At 68.6% G+C, this 13,947-nt stretch carries 14 protein-coding genes and 2 tRNA genes; 8 read left to right on the top strand and 8 right to left on the bottom strand.

Going from position 1 to position 13,947, the window contains the following annotated elements; genetic code table 11:
* From VGC18_RS12655 to VGC18_RS12670, 4 genes are all read right to left on the bottom strand, one after another.
* Window positions 1-385: ATP-dependent Clp protease proteolytic subunit (locus VGC18_RS12655; protein ID WP_331097917.1), on the bottom strand; the 385-nt coding region annotated here is incomplete at its 3' end.
* A 28-nt stretch (window positions 386-413) separates the two neighbouring features.
* The gene (locus VGC18_RS12660) at window positions 414-998 is read right to left on the bottom strand and encodes an ATP-dependent Clp protease proteolytic subunit (protein ID WP_331097920.1); all 585 of its coding nucleotides are present in this window, start codon (window positions 996-998) and stop codon (window positions 414-416) included.
* A gap of 241 nt (window positions 999-1,239) precedes the next feature.
* Window positions 1,240-2,664, bottom strand: a complete 1,425-nt coding sequence (tig, locus tag VGC18_RS12665; protein ID WP_331097922.1) for a trigger factor — start codon at window positions 2,662-2,664, stop codon at window positions 1,240-1,242.
* A gap of 47 nt (window positions 2,665-2,711) precedes the next feature.
* Window positions 2,712-2,786 (bottom strand) — tRNA-Pro (locus VGC18_RS12670).
* Between the two features lie 171 nt (window positions 2,787-2,957).
* On the opposite strand from VGC18_RS12670, the gene VGC18_RS12675 reads away from it, so the two are divergent.
* The 4 genes from VGC18_RS12675 to VGC18_RS12690 all read left to right on the top strand — a co-directional run bounded on the left by VGC18_RS12675 (window position 2,958) and on the right by VGC18_RS12690 (window position 5,065).
* Window positions 2,958-3,028 (top strand) — tRNA-Gly (locus tag VGC18_RS12675).
* 181 nt (window positions 3,029-3,209) lie between these two features.
* On the top strand, window positions 3,210-3,722 hold the full coding sequence (locus VGC18_RS12680; protein ID WP_331097924.1) for a hypothetical protein: 513 nt from the start codon (window positions 3,210-3,212) through the stop codon (window positions 3,720-3,722).
* 181 nt (window positions 3,723-3,903) lie between these two features.
* Window positions 3,904-4,485, top strand: a complete 582-nt coding sequence (locus VGC18_RS12685) for a hypothetical protein (protein WP_331097926.1) — start codon at window positions 3,904-3,906, stop codon at window positions 4,483-4,485.
* 94 nt (window positions 4,486-4,579) lie between these two features.
* Window positions 4,580-5,065, top strand: coding sequence for a DNA starvation/stationary phase protection protein (locus tag VGC18_RS12690; protein WP_331097928.1), 486 nt, complete (start codon window positions 4,580-4,582; stop codon window positions 5,063-5,065).
* A gap of 101 nt (window positions 5,066-5,166) precedes the next feature.
* Here VGC18_RS12690 and VGC18_RS12695 read toward each other — a convergent pair whose 3' ends face one another.
* The 4 genes from VGC18_RS12695 to VGC18_RS12710 form a co-directional block, all read right to left on the bottom strand.
* On the bottom strand, window positions 5,167-5,817 hold the full coding sequence (locus tag VGC18_RS12695; RefSeq protein ID WP_331097930.1) for an FMN-binding negative transcriptional regulator: 651 nt from the start codon (window positions 5,815-5,817) through the stop codon (window positions 5,167-5,169).
* A gap of 91 nt (window positions 5,818-5,908) precedes the next feature.
* A complete protein-coding gene (locus tag VGC18_RS12700) occupies window positions 5,909-6,883 on the bottom strand; it encodes an Fpg/Nei family DNA glycosylase (protein ID WP_331097932.1) in 975 nt (324 codons plus the stop codon).
* An 8-nt stretch (window positions 6,884-6,891) separates the two neighbouring features.
* Window positions 6,892-7,386, bottom strand: coding sequence for a ribose-5-phosphate isomerase (locus VGC18_RS12705; protein WP_331097934.1), 495 nt, complete (start codon window positions 7,384-7,386; stop codon window positions 6,892-6,894).
* 45 nt (window positions 7,387-7,431) lie between these two features.
* Window positions 7,432-8,031: a DsbA family protein gene (locus tag VGC18_RS12710; RefSeq protein WP_331097936.1), complete on the bottom strand. Its 600-nt coding sequence runs from the start codon at window positions 8,029-8,031 to the stop codon at window positions 7,432-7,434.
* Window positions 8,032-8,247: 216 nt separating this feature from the next.
* Here VGC18_RS12710 and pepN point away from each other — a divergent pair, with 216 nt between their 5' ends.
* The 4 genes from pepN (at window position 8,248) to VGC18_RS12730 (ending at window position 13,923) form a co-directional block, all read left to right on the top strand.
* The gene (gene pepN / locus VGC18_RS12715; RefSeq protein ID WP_331097938.1) at window positions 8,248-10,791 is read left to right on the top strand and encodes an aminopeptidase N; all 2,544 of its coding nucleotides are present in this window, start codon (window positions 8,248-8,250) and stop codon (window positions 10,789-10,791) included.
* A 66-nt stretch (window positions 10,792-10,857) separates the two neighbouring features.
* The gene (locus VGC18_RS12720; RefSeq protein ID WP_331097940.1) at window positions 10,858-11,769 is read left to right on the top strand and encodes an ATP-binding cassette domain-containing protein; all 912 of its coding nucleotides are present in this window, start codon (window positions 10,858-10,860) and stop codon (window positions 11,767-11,769) included.
* Window positions 11,766-12,641, top strand: coding sequence for an ABC transporter permease (locus VGC18_RS12725; RefSeq protein WP_331097942.1), 876 nt, complete (start codon window positions 11,766-11,768; stop codon window positions 12,639-12,641). The genes VGC18_RS12720 and VGC18_RS12725 overlap by 4 nt, the downstream gene beginning before the upstream one ends.
* Window positions 12,642-12,729: 88 nt before the next feature.
* Window positions 12,730-13,923, top strand: coding sequence for a mechanosensitive ion channel family protein (locus VGC18_RS12730; RefSeq protein WP_331097944.1), 1,194 nt, complete (start codon window positions 12,730-12,732; stop codon window positions 13,921-13,923).
* Window positions 13,924-13,947: the final 24 nt, after the last annotated feature.

Genomic DNA, 13,947 nt, shown 5'->3' on the forward strand with positions numbered 1-13,947 from the left:
TGCCCGCTGCGGTCAGCACTGCGGCGGCCGAGGCCGCCTGCCCCAGCACCACGGTCTGGATCTGGGGACGGATGTACAGCATCGTGTCGTAGATCGCCGTCATGGCCGTGAACGAGCCGCCGGGCGAGTTGATGTACATGACGATGTCGCGGTCGGGGTCCTGGCTCTCCAAGACGAGGAGCTGGGCCATGATGTCGTCCGCCGACGCGTCGTCCACCTGCACGCCGAGGAAGATGATGCGGTCCTCGAAGAGCTTCGCGTAGGGGTCCTGCCGCTTGTAGCCGTAGGCGGTGCGCTCCTCGAAGCTCGGGAGGATGTAGCGGGAGTCCGGCATGGCGACGCGCGGGGCGCCGCCGACAAGGCCGGAGAAGTTCGGGGTTTCCATCTGTGTCGTGTCCTTCGCTCTCTCTCGCCTACTCCTGGGTTCCGCCGCCGCCGACCACGTCGGAGGCGGATTCGCGGATGTGGTCGACGAATCCGTACTCCAGTGCCTCGTGCGCGTTGAACCAGCGGTCGCGGTCGCCGTCCGCGTTGATCTGCTCGACGGTCTTTCCCGTCTGGGCCGCGGTGATCTCGGCGAGGCGGCGCTTCATGTCGAGGATGAGCTGCGCCTGCGTCTGGATGTCGCTGGCCGTGCCGCCGAAACCGCCGTGCGGCTGATGCAGCAGCACGCGGGCGTTCGGGGTGATGTAGCGCTTGCCCTTGGTCCCCGCGGTGAGCAGCAACTGGCCCATCGACGCCGCCATGCCGATGCCGACCGTCACGATGTCGTTGGGAACGAACTGCATGGTGTCGTAGATGGCCATGCCCGCGGTGATCGAGCCCCCGGGCGAGTTGATGTACAGGTAGATGTCACGCTTGGGGTCCTCGGCGGCCAGGAGCAGCAGCTTCGCCGCGATCTCGTTGGCGTTGTCGTCGCGCACCTCCGAGCCGAGCCAGATGATGCGGTCCTTCAGCAGTCGGTCAAAAACACTGGGTTGCAGTGTCGGTTCCGCCATGAACGTGCTCCTTCTTCGTACGTGCTCTCGAATCTATCGAAGGGGTCGCCCGCCCATGCCGCTGTTCGCCGTCGGCAGAGCCGAGGCGGCCAGCACGCCGCGCACCTCGTCAGGGCGCGGCTGCCACCGGGCGCGCCATCGCATCGGCTCGAGCCACCGACTCGAGTCTCAGGCGTCCCCAGACGCGGTGAGGGGCGGGTGCCGCGCACCCGCCCCTCACCGCAGCAGCGGGCACCCCGCGCTAGGCCTTCGCGCTCTTGGACGCCTTCTTCTTGGGCTTCTTGCCGGCGGTCTCGCCTGAATCCTGGGCCGGCTCGTCCGCATCCGCTCCGGGGACCTCCGCGTGCTCCTCGGCAGGCGACTCCTCGGCGGCAGACGCCTCCGCGGACTCCGGCACAGCGGCGAACTCGGAGAGGTCGACCGGCTGACCGTTGCTGTCCTTGACCACCGCGCGGCCCAGCAGCACGGCGATCGTCTTGTTGCGAGCGACCTCGCCGAACATCTGGGGCAGCTGGCCGTTCTCTCCCAGCACCTGCACGAACTCGTTCGGGTCCATGCCGTACTGGGCGGCGGCCTGCACCAGGTAGCTGCTCAGCTCCTCCTGGCTGACCTGCACGTTCTCCTTCTGGGCGATCTCGTCGAAGAGCACCTGGGTGCGGAACGCCTTCTCGCTGGCCTCCTTCACCTCGGCACGGTGCACGTCGTCGTCGAGCCTGTTCTCGGCCTCCAGGTGGCGGTGCACCTCGTCTTCGACCAGGCCCTCGGGGACCGGGATCTCGGTGAGCTCGAGCAGTCGGTCGACCAGCAGGTTGCGGGCCTCGTTCCCCTGGGCGAAAGTCTTGCTGCGAGCGGCCTCGCCGCGCAGGCTCTCCCTCAGCTCCTGGATGGTGTCGAACTCGCTGGCGATCTGCGCGAAGTCGTCGTCGGCATCCGGGAGCTCCCGCTCCTTCACCGCGTTCAGCGTGACGGTGATCTCGGCGTCCTCGCCCTCGTGGTCGCCTCCGAGCAGCCTGGAGGTGAACGTCGTGGTCTCTCCGGCCGACAGGGAGTCGAGGGCCTCGTCGATGCCGTCGACGAGCTCTCCGGAGCCGATCTCGTACGACACGTTGCTCGCGGTGTCCACCTGCTCGCCGTCGATCGTGGCGACCAGGTCAAGCTGTGCGAAGTCGCCCTTCGTCGCCGGGCGGTCGACGGTGACCAGCGTGCCGAACCGGCTGCGCAGCCGGTCGAGCTCGGCCTCGACGTCGTCGTCGGTGACCTCGGCCGCCTCGACGGTCAACTCGATGCCGTCGTAGTCGGGAAGAGTGATCTCGGGGCGCACATCCACCTCGATCGCGACGACGAGGTCGCCGGAGTAGTCCTTGTCGCTGGGCCACTCCTGGATGTCCGCCTCGGGACGCCCGACGGGCTTGACGTCGTTCTCCTCCACCGCGCTGCGGTAGAACGCCTCGAGCCCCTCGTTCACGGCGTGCTCGAGGACAGCCGCCTTGCCGACGCGTTGGTCGATGATCGGTGGCGGCACCTTGCCCTTGCGGAACCCCGGCACGTTCACCTCTTGCGCGATGTGCTCGTAGGCGTGCTTGATGCTGGGCTGCAGCTCCTCGGGGGTCACTGCGATGGTGAGCTTCGCGCGCGTGGGGCTCAGCTTCTCGACCGTGGTCTTCACGTGAGAGATCTCCTGTGTTCGAAATGGTTCGGTCAGAGTCGACCTTGTCGGGGCGACAGGATTCGAACCTGCGGCCTCCCGCTCCCAAAGCGGGCGCTCTAGCCAAGCTGAGCTACGCCCCGGATCGTGGTGGACCCGCGAGGTCCGACCGGCCAGGCACGCACCAGGGCGTTCAGCAAGCCGAAATGACCTCGGACAGTCTAGCGAATGACAGGCGATGCCCGTCCCGGCTGGTTCCGAGCCTCCAGCGGCCATGCACTACACTTGCTGGCGCGGCTCAACCGCCGCGATCCGGGGATGTAGCTCAATGGTAGAGCCTCAGTCTTCCAAACTGATGGTGCGGGTTCGATTCCCGTCATCCCCTCTCACGATCGGCCTCATCCAGCGGCCTTCGCCGGGTGCCATCGACGAACCGATGGCCGTACTCGCGTGCCTCGTTCCCCACGGACCGGGGCGACTACCCAGGTGATCAGCGTCGGCGGTCCCCCACTTTGCGGGTGGCCGAGCTTGGACGCCGCGGCATGGTCATCTGTCAGGATGGGCGGGTGCCGTCGCGCAAGTCAGCAGTTCTCCGCGCCGCGACCGCCCTGCTCGCCGGAGCTCTTGCCGTCGGCATGGCCGGCTGCGTGAGCGCGGAGCGTCCGACGGATGACGCGACCCGCTACGCTGCCGGCCATCATCGCTGCGTGCCCGGCGCATCCGTCGAGCTGGACGGGCCATCGCACACGTTCCACCTCTCCGGTTCGTGCGGAGAGGTGGTGGTCAGGGGCGACGGGGTCACGGCGCGACTGCAACGCGCGGTCTCGCTCGACGTACAGGGACAGTCCAGCACCGTCGCCGTTGCCGACCGGGTGGGATCGGCCGTGGTCCGGGGCGACGGCGTGTCGCTGTCGGCCGACTCCGTGGGATCCGTGCTGATCACAGGGCAGAGCAACTCGGTCACTGCCCCGGCGCTCGGCTCCGTGATGGTTCAGGGCGACCACAACGTGATCACCACCCACGTCCACCCCAGCGACTACCGCGTGAGCGGGCAGGACGACAGGCTCCTCCTGCAGTGACCCTTCCCGTATCCGTCCTCGGCCCGGCAGCTCCGAAGGACATGTCGACGGTCGGGCCCATATGACGTTCGAGACCGCCTCTGTCCTTCCGAACGGCGCGTCCTTCGGGTAGCTGAGGGACTCCCTTGGGTTTGGGAGAATGTCCGGGACGCACGTCCGCCAAGCACCCAGGAAGCCGCTCATGACGCCCGACGAAGCCGCCGACATCCTCGAGGTCGGCAAGGATGCCCCCGCCGCCGACATCCTCGCCGCCTACTCCGCCAAGGCCAAGGCAGCCGGCGGCACGTACGCGGGCAACCTCGAGGCGGAACGGGCCGAGGTGCAGCTGCTCGGCGAGGCCAGAGTGACGCTGATGACGCATCGCCAGAGGGCACAGGGGGCGCAGCAGCGCACCGCGGCGGCGCAGCGAACGGACCGCGGGCCGACGTACGGGGAACGCGGCGAGGCCGTCATCGGCTGGCCCGACGAGACGAAGGGCAGGCCGCGCACCGCCGAGGAGGAGCTCATGCGCAAGCGCCGGTCGTTCGCGATCGCGATCGTCGGGCTGGTGCTCTCGCTCACCGCGTGGGTCTGGTGGCTGCTGGAGCCCCTGTCGCTGTTCGGCATCGGTCTGAACATCTGGGCCCTGGTGAGGGTGCGCGGCTACGGGAGCGGTCTGTACACCGGCACGCGGATCGTGGCATGGGTCTCTGTCGTGCTCGGTGCGCTGGGGCTGCTGGGCAACATCCTGCTGGTCGTCAACGGACTCTCGGCCGCCCACTGACGACCGCGAAACTTAGCACAGCCTGTGCTTCCTTGCGGAATGCACGGGGCCGCGTAGCGTTGAACATGACAACGAGCGAAGGGATCAGCATTCCATGAGCACAACCGACACCACCCCCCAGGCCACCACCAACCCGGACGTCGCCGCGGGCACGGCGCAGTTCCTCACGCCGGTGGTCATCGAGCTCGAGGCCCTCGTGGTCAACGGCAAGAATGCGCACTGGAACCTGCGTGGCTCGAACTTCATCGGCGTGCACGAGCTGTTGGACACGTTCGTCTCCCACGCCCAGGAGTGGGCCGACCTCGCCGCAGAGCGCATCGTCGCACTCGGCCTTCCGATCGACTCGCGGATCGCCACCGTGGCGGCGAACACGAAGGCCGCTCCGCTCAGCGACGGATTCGTGCAGTCCGACAAGTCCATCGCTGAACTGATCGGTCAGATCGACGTCGCGCTCGACGCGGTGAACACCGCCGTGCGCGAGCTGGAGGAGCTCGACCAGACCAGCCAGGACGTCGCCATCGAGATCGCTCGCGGGCTCGACAAGGACCGCTGGCTGCTGTTCGCGCACATCGCCAAGTAGCGATCCGATCGCGAGGGGTCACGGCCGACGGCCGTGGCCCCTCTGCCATGTGAGTGCACGTCGCCGCGGCGCGTCGGCCCGTCGCCTCCTCGAGCGCCCGGTCAGGGGGCGGGCGGCAGCTCCCGTCCCAGCCGCGCGTGCGTGCGACGCATCTCGGCCGCGAGCCGGGCATCCGCATACGGCCCGTCGCCTTCGAGCTCGGCGATGATCGTGCCGACGATCTCGGGCGCCCGGTTCTGGCTCATCTTGTTCTTCGCCACGATCCGCGTGGGGGTGAGCCGCACACCGACCGTGCCGCTCAGCAGGCGTGCGGCGTACGCCTCGTTCTCGGGGGTGTCCGCCATGCGCCGCGGCGCGGCCATCCGCTCCTCGAAACGATCGACGAGGCGTCCGAGCACCTCCCAGTTCTCCTCGTCGCTGAGGAGAACCGGCACTCCCGTCAGATGCGCCGCGACGAAGTTCCACGTCGGCACCGCGGGTCGCTCGTCGTACCACCCCGGCGAGACGTAGCCGTGCGGTCCCTGCACGACCACGAGCAGCTCATGCCGGCCGAGCTCATGCACCTGATCGTCCGGCCTGCCCAGGTGGGTGAGGATCGAGATCTCCTCGCAGGACTCGTCCAGCAGCACCGGGTAGTGCGACGCGACGAGCCCGTTCGATGTCTGACTGACCAGGAGGGCCCACGGGTTCTCGCGAATCAGCCGCTTGATCTCCTCGACGTCGCCCAGAGCGAAACTCGGGTTCTGTCTCATCGTTCCTCCCGTGGCGGCCAGCGGGACGGCGCGTCCTCGCCGGCCGGGGCGGCCGCCGGCATCCGGTGACGCGGACCGAGCACCAGGATGCCTACGCCTGACATCTCGGACACCAGTACAGCTTTCGCCCCGCCATCATCTCCATCACGATGTGCGTTCCGCACACCCGGCACGGGAGACCCTCGCGCTTGTACACCCAGTGCCGGTCCTCCCGGCTCGCCATGGCGCGGGCCCAGTCCTCCGGGCTGAGGTCGTCCATCGTCATCATCTGACCCGTTCGGACCCCGACCTCCAGCAGGTGCGCCCAGTCGCGCCACAGCCGACGCGCCGTGTCGAACGGCACCCTCGTGCCGGGCGTGTGCGGGTTCAACCGGGCTCGGAACAGCAGCTCGGCGCGGTACACGTTGCCGATGCCGCTGATCACGGACTGGTCCATCAGCAGCACGCCGATCGGCGTCTGCTTCGCCGTGAGGTCCCGTGCGACGCTCTCCTCCACCTCGGGTCCGTCGTCCACGAGCGGGTCCGGTCCCAGTCCGGCGATGATCTCCGACACGGCATGCTCATCCAGCACCTCGCACACGGTCGGACCGCGGAGGTCGGCCACAGCGGTGTCGGTGAGCAGCCGGGCGCGCACGGCGCCGACCGGCTCCGGGGGGAAGACGAAGTCCGAGTCGTCCTCCTTCTCCGACTCGGACATCCGCAGCCGCGCCCGGCGGGGAGCCCCCATGCTCGCGATCGAGTCCTCGCCCCGCGAGTCCAGGACCGTGCCGTGCTGGTTCGTCTGCCCGATGCGGCCGCCCGAGGAGCGGATCGTGTCGTCGACCGTGATCTCGCCGGCGAAGTCCCACGCCCCGTAGATGCCGAGGTGCACGCGCAGCCAGAGGCCGTTGTCGAACTCGAGGAACATCTGCTTGCCGACGGCGCGGGCATCCACCATCGTCGCGCCGTCGATGAGGGCCGCGCCGGAGCTGAACCGCCCCTGCGGCGAGCTGACGGCGACCCTCTTGCCCACGAAGTTGCGAGAGAACTGCAGGGCGATGCGATGAACGGAGTGACCCTCGGGCATGGCGGCGGCTACTCGATGTTCCTGTCGGCCCTGTCGGCGATGTCGCACGTCGCCTCGAACTCGGCGATCTGCGCGATGCGGCGCACGTGCCGCTCCTCGAACGAGAACGGCTCGGCGATGAACGTGTCGATGAAGGAGATCGCCTCCTCCACGGTGTGCTGCCTGGCGCCGATGGCGATCACGTTCGCGTCGTTGTGCTGCCGCGCCAGCAGCGCCGTGCTCTTGTTCCACACCAGAGCGGCGCGTATGCCGCGGACCTTGTTCGCGGCGATCTGCTCACCGTTGCCGGATCCGCCGAACACGACGCCGAGCGACTGCCGCCCGGCCTGCTGATCAGCCACCACACCCTTGGCAGCGTTGATGCAGAACGCCGGATAGTCGTCCAGCGGATCGAAATCCCTCGGCCCGTGATCGACGATCTCGTGCCCTGCCTCGCGGAGGTGCCGTTGCAGCGTCTGGGAGAACTCGAGCCCGGCATGGTCCGTGCCGATGTGGATGCGCATGGCCATCAGTCTAGGGACGTCGGGAAACGCGCCGGCCGTCGTTCCTCAGTCGAAGATGGGGTCCCGGGTGCGGGTGCGCTTGAGCTCGAAGAAGCCGTCATACGACGCCGCAGCGACGATGCCGTCCCAGAGCGTGAGCGCCTGCTCGCCGCGGGGGGCGGGCGAGATGACGGGTCCGAAGAAGGCGGTGCCGTCGACCGCGATCACCGGCGTGCCCACCTCCTGCCCCACTCTGTCGATCCCGTCCGCGTGGCTGGCGCGCAGCTGGGCGTCGAACTCGTCCGAGTCCGCGTATCGTGCGTAGTCTTCGGGCAGGCCGACCTCCGCCAGGGCCTCCGCGACGATCGCCTCGACATCCTTGCGACCGCCCGGATGGATGCGGGTGCCCAGCGCGTCATACAGCGGCTTCACCGCCGCCTGCCCCTCGAGCTCGCCGACGGCGGTGACCAGACGTGCGTACCTCAGGGTGCGCGGCAGTATCGCGCGGTAGGACTCCGGCACGTCCTTGTCCTCGTTGAGCACGTAGAGGCTCATGATGTGCCACGTCACGTTCAGGTCGCGATGCGGTGCGACCTCGTCCACCCAGCGCGAGGTCATCCACGCCCACGGACACGACGGATCGAACCAGAAATCGACATCGGTCATGCGGTCCATCTAAGCCGCTGCGCCCCGGCACCGCAGCGCGTCGAGAAGGGACGCGAGGCGAGCTCTCGAAGCGGCGGTGACGCCCTAGGCTTGAGGATCGGACGCGCTGCCGAAGGCGCCGCGCGCAGCGGCCCGCAGCGGAACACGCCCGGGCACGGACACGCGGCACAGAGTCACCGGGGCACGAGAGCACCGGGACACAGAACAAGGAGAGCCATGCCAGGAGAGAATCTCACCCGCACCGAGGCGCAGGAGCGCCGCGCCGTCGTCGACACGCACAGCTACGACGTCGCTCTCAATCTCACGACCGGCGACGAGACCTTCCTCAGCGTCACCACGGTGCGGTTCTCCGGCCGGGCGGGCGCGTCGACCTTCATCGACGCGATCACCGAGTCCGTGGAATCGGTGGTGCTCAACGGCGAGCAGCTCGATGTGGCCGAGGTTAGCGACGGGGTGCGCATCCGGCTGCCGCGCCTGGCTGCGGAGAACGAGCTCACCGTCGTCGCACGGGCGAGATACACGAACACCGGCGAGGGGCTCCACCGCTTCGTCGATCCCGTCGATGGCGAGGTCTACCTTTACACGCAGTTCGAGGTGCCCGACTCCCGCCGCATGTTCGCGGTGTTCGAGCAGCCCGATCTCAAGGCACGGTTCACCTTCACCGTGACGACCCCGCAGCACTGGGCGGTGGTGAGCAACTCTCCGGTGGCGTCCGTCGAGGAGGCCGGTCCCGTCAAGACCACCGTCTTCGACGAGACACCGCGCATCTCCTCCTACATCACAGCGCTCATCGCCGGACCCTACCGGAGCTGGCACTCGGAGCTCACCAGCAGTGACGGCCGCACCATCCCGCTCGGCGTGTATGCGCGTGCGTCACTCGCCGAGCACATGGACGCCGACTACATCTTCGAGAAGACCCGCCAGGGCTTCGCGTTCTACGAGGACCGGTTCGGCGTTCCCTACCCCTTCGCCAAGTACGACCAGCTCTTCGTGCCCGAGTTCAACGCGGGCGCGATGGAGAACGCCGGCGCGGTGACCTTCACCGAGACGTACGTGTTCCGCTCGAAGGTGACCGACGCGATCAAGGAGCGCCGGGTCGTGACGATCCTGCACGAGCTCGCGCACATGTGGTTCGGCGACCTCGTGACCATGAAGTGGTGGAACGACCTGTGGCTGAACGAGTCGTTCGCCGAATACGCCTCGACCCTGGCCACCGCCGAGGCGACCGAATGGCGCGAGGCGTGGACCACCTTCGCCGCCATGGAGAAGAGCTGGGCGTACCGGCAGGATCAGCTGCCCTCCACCCACCCCATCGTCGCGACGATCAACGACCTCGAAGACGTCCAGGTGAACTTCGACGGCATCACCTACGCGAAGGGTGCGTCGGTGCTGAAGCAGCTCGTCGCGTGGGTGGGTCGCGACGACTTCCTCGCCGGCGTCTCGAACTATTTCACGAAGCACGCGCACGGCAACACCGAGCTCCGTGACCTGCTCGTGGAGCTGGAGGCCACCAGCGGCCGGGACCTCACGACGTGGTCGAGGCTCTGGCTCGAGACGGCCGGTGTGAACACCCTGCGACCCGAGCTCTCGACCGATGCCGCCGGCACGATCACCGCGTTCGCCGTGCGACAGAGCGCGCACCCGGATCACCCCACCCTGCGCCCGCACCGGTTGGCGATCGGCCTCTACGACTTCCGCGGAGGCAGACTGGTGCGCGACGGAAGGCTCGAGCTCGACATCGACGGCGAGCTCACCGAGGTTCCGGAGCTCGTCGGCAAGAGGCGTCCCGACCTGATCCTCGTCAACGACGACGATCTGGCCTACGCGAAGATCCGGCTCGACGACGCCTCGCTGGCGGCGGCGATCGAGCATCTCTCCGAGATCGAGTCGCCGCTGGCGCGCTCCCTCGTGTGGGGCTCGGTGTGGGACGCGACACGGGACGCGGAGGTGCCAGCGAGCGACTACGTGCGCCTGGTTCTCGGCAACATCGGCGCCGAGACCGAGTCGACGACGCTGCGCACCACGCTGAACCAGCTGGTGCTCAGCGTCACGGCGTACGTGGCCCCGCAGCGCCGCGCCGAATCCCGGCAGCGGGCCGCGGACGCGCTCTGGGAGCTCGCCACGTCGGCCGAGCCCGGCAGCGACAGGCAGTTCCAGTTCGTCAAGTTCTTCGCCGTCCTCGCCTCCACACCCCAGCAGCTGGCGAACGTCGCCGGACTTCGCAACGGGTCGATCGCACTGGACGGTCTCACGATCGACACCGACCTGTCGTGGGAGCTGCTGACGTCGCTGGTCGCCGGTGGTGCTGCGGGTAACGCGGAGGTCGACGAGGCGCTCGCGGCGGACAACACGGCCAATGGCGCACAGGCCGCGGCACTCGCACGCGCCGCCATTCCGACGGCGGAGGGCAAGGCGGCCGCATGGTCCAGCGTGTTCGATGCGGACGACCTTCCCAACACGATCGTGCGGATGACGACATTGGGCTTCCAGCGCGTGCACGACGCCGCGCTCCTGGAGCCCTACGTGGCCAGGTACTTCGACGCACTGCAGTCGGTGTGGGCGTCGCGCAGCTACAAGATCGCGGAATACCTCGTCGAGGGCATGTATCCGTTCCCGCTGGCCGACGAGCGGCTGGCCGAGGCCACCCGTGCGTGGCTCGACGCCAACCCCGAGCCGGCAGCGCTGCGCCGCCTGGTGTCCGAGCATCTCGCGTCGGTGGATCGGGCGTTGGCGGCGCAGGCGCGGGACGCGAGCGCCTGATCCGCCGACGCGAGCTCATCCTCTGGGTGGATGCCGCGCGCGCACGTCGCCACGTAGGTTGAAGTCATGATCGAGATCGAAGGCCTCTCCAAGAGGTACGGGACGAAGCTGGCGGTGGATGACGTGAGCTTCACGGTGCGCCCCGGCATCGTCACCGGCTTCCTGGGGCCCAACGGCGCGGGGAAGTCAACGACCATGCGGATGATCATGGGGCTCGACAGTCCGAGCGCCGGCCGGGCGCTCGTGGCGGGCCAGCCGTATGCACGGCTCCGCTCCCCCCTGCACGAGGTCGGCGCCCTGCTGGAGGCCAAGGCCGTGCACACCGGCCGGACCGCCTTCAATCATCTGCTCGCCCTCGCCGCCACCCACGGCATCCCGCGCAGCCGCGTGCACGAGGTCATCGCCATGACCGGCCTCGAGTCTGTGGCGAGCAAACGGGTCGGGGGCTTCTCGCTCGGCATGGGCCAGCGGCTGGGAATCGCCGCCGCACTTCTCGGGGACCCCCACACCCTCATCCTCGACGAGCCCGTGAACGGGCTCGACCCCGAGGGCGTGCGATGGGTGCGCGAGTTCTGCCGTTACCTCGCCTCCCAGGGGCGCACGGTGTTCATCTCCTCGCACCTGATGAGCGAGATGTCCCAGACCGCGGACCATCTCATCGTGCTGGGCCGCGGCCGCGTTCTCGCCGACGCGCCGATCGCCCAGGTCATCTCCGGGGCGACGCGACGGGTCGTTCGCGTGCGCACCCCTCGGGCGCGGGCACTCACGGCCGCTCTCACCGGTCCCGGCGTCACCATCACCTCGTTCGACGACGGAGCGCTGGAGGTGTCCGGCCTCGAGGCGGCGCAGGTCGGCGACGCCGCCGCGGCGGCGGGCATCGCGCTGCACGAGCTGACGCCCGTGGACGCCTCGCTCGAGGAGGCCTACCTCGAGCTCACCCGGGACGACGTCGAATACCACTCGGAGGTGACCCGATGACCGCGACCAGCGATGCACGCACCCCGGGAACGTTGCCCGGCAGCCCCCTCGACGGAATCCGAGTCACGTTCCCCGGTGTGCTGCGCTCGGAATGGATCAAGCTGCGCAGCCTGCGCTCCACGTTGTGGTGCTTGGGGCTGGTCGTTTTCATCTCGGTCGGCTTCTCGGCCCTGGTCGCGGGCGTCTACCACGTGGAGAACGTGGCGGCGGTGCCGGTGGAAAGCGGCAGGCAGCTCCAGGTGCTGGCCGCCACCGTCGGCGTCAGCTTCAGCCAGCTCGTGGCAGCCGTGCTCGGCGTGCTCGTCATCACCGGCGAGTACTCCACCGGAATGATCCGGTCCACCTTCTCGGCCGTGCCGGGCCGCCTCGCGGCGTATTTCGCGAAGCTGATAGTCCTCGCGCTCGTCGTGTTCCTCGTCTCGGCGGTCTCGCTCGCCCTCTCCGCGCTCGTCGCCACCGCCATCTTCTCCTCGCGCGGCCTGCACACTGACCTCTTCTCCGGCCAGGTGCTGCTTCCCCTGCTCGGCGGCGCGTGCTACCTCGCCATGATCTCGATGCTGGCGTTCTCGACCGGCGCGATCGTCCGCAGCTCCGCCGGTGGCATCGCCACCGTCCTCGGCGTGCTTCTGGTCCTTCCCGTGGTGCTGAGCCTGACCGCGAGCCTGACACAGGCGAAGTGGGTGGACAACATGACCCAGTTCCTGCCGTCTCAGGCCGGGGCGAAGCTGTACGCGTTCCAGCCGACGCATGAGGCCCAGGTGCCATCGGGAACCGTGTCGCTGGACGTGTGGCAGGGCCTGCTCGTGCTGGCGGCGTGGGTCGTGGTCCCGCTCGTCGTGGGGGCGGTGCTCGTGAAGCGACGCGACGTCTGACCGGGCCTCGCCGCCCGGCATCCGGTGCCCAGCCCACGCATAGCGTCCGCCCAGGTCGGCTCATGCCGTCTCACTAGACTCGTCTGCGATGATCCTTCTCGCCGACCTCCCGACCGCGACCGACATCGCCGATCCGACCTTCTGGGAGACGGTGCTGCACGGTCTGGCCACTCTGGGCTGGAAACTCGTCTGGACCGCCGTCATCATCGCGCTCGCGTTCCTGGCCTCATGGCTGCTGCGGTTCGTGATTCGCCGCGTGGTGCGCCGGATCGTCACCGGCGTGAAGAACAAGCAGAACGTCGAGGACACGCAGGCCCTCGCGGCCTCGCCGATCGCCGCGGTGCGGCTGGTGCAACGCACGCGAACGCTCGGCACCGTGCTGAGCAACATCGTGAACGTCGTCATCGCGATCATCGCGATCGTGCTCATCGTCTACACCATCAACAAGGACATCCTCGGCTCCTTCGCCCTCCTCAGCGCCGCGCTCGGAGCCGGCCTGGGATTCGGCGCCCAGAACATCGTCAAGGACGTCTTGAACGGCCTGTTCATGGTCATGGAGGACCAGCTCGGGGTCGGGGACGTGGTCGACCTGGGGCCCGCGACCGGGATCGTCGAGGCCGTCGGCATCCGCGTCACCCAGATCCGCGACGTCAACGGCACGCTGTGGTTCGTGCGCAACGGCGAGATCCTGCGCGTCGGCAACACGTCGCAGGGATGGGCCCGGGTCATCACCGACCTGGCCGTGCCGTACGACAGCGATGTGGACGCCATCCAGGAGCGCATGCTGCAGGTCGCCAACGAGCTCGCGACTGCGCCGCGCTGGCGCGCCCGGATCGTGGAGAAACCGGAGTCCTGGGGCATCGAATCCGTCTCGAGCGACGCCGTCGTTCTGCGCATCGTGATCAAGACCCGCACCACCGCGAAAGACGACGTGGCACGCGAGCTGCGCAGGCGCATCAAGGCGGCGCTGGACGAGATGGGTGTCGCGCTGCCGTCACTGTCGAGCGTGGTTCTGACGGGTTTCGACGGAGCGGCGAGCATCACCGGCTCCCATCCGCCCCGCACCCGTCCCGAGCCCGTCGTCTCCACGCAGGAGCAGAAGCCCAGGAGGCGAGGATGGAAGCGAGAGGCGGCGGCCGACGAGAAGTCGAGCCCGAGCGGTGCGGCATCCACCCCGGCGCGCACCACCACACCGACGCGGAGCACGTCGGCCCCCCGGAATCCGTCTCCGGGGGAGCACGGCCTGCAGAGCGACCACCACTCCGGCGAGGATGGGCGATGACTCAGGAGCACTCCCCCGGCGACA

It is taken from the genome of Lacisediminihabitans sp., from assembly GCF_036404185.1.
Classification (GTDB): domain Bacteria; phylum Actinomycetota; class Actinomycetes; order Actinomycetales; family Microbacteriaceae; genus Lacisediminihabitans.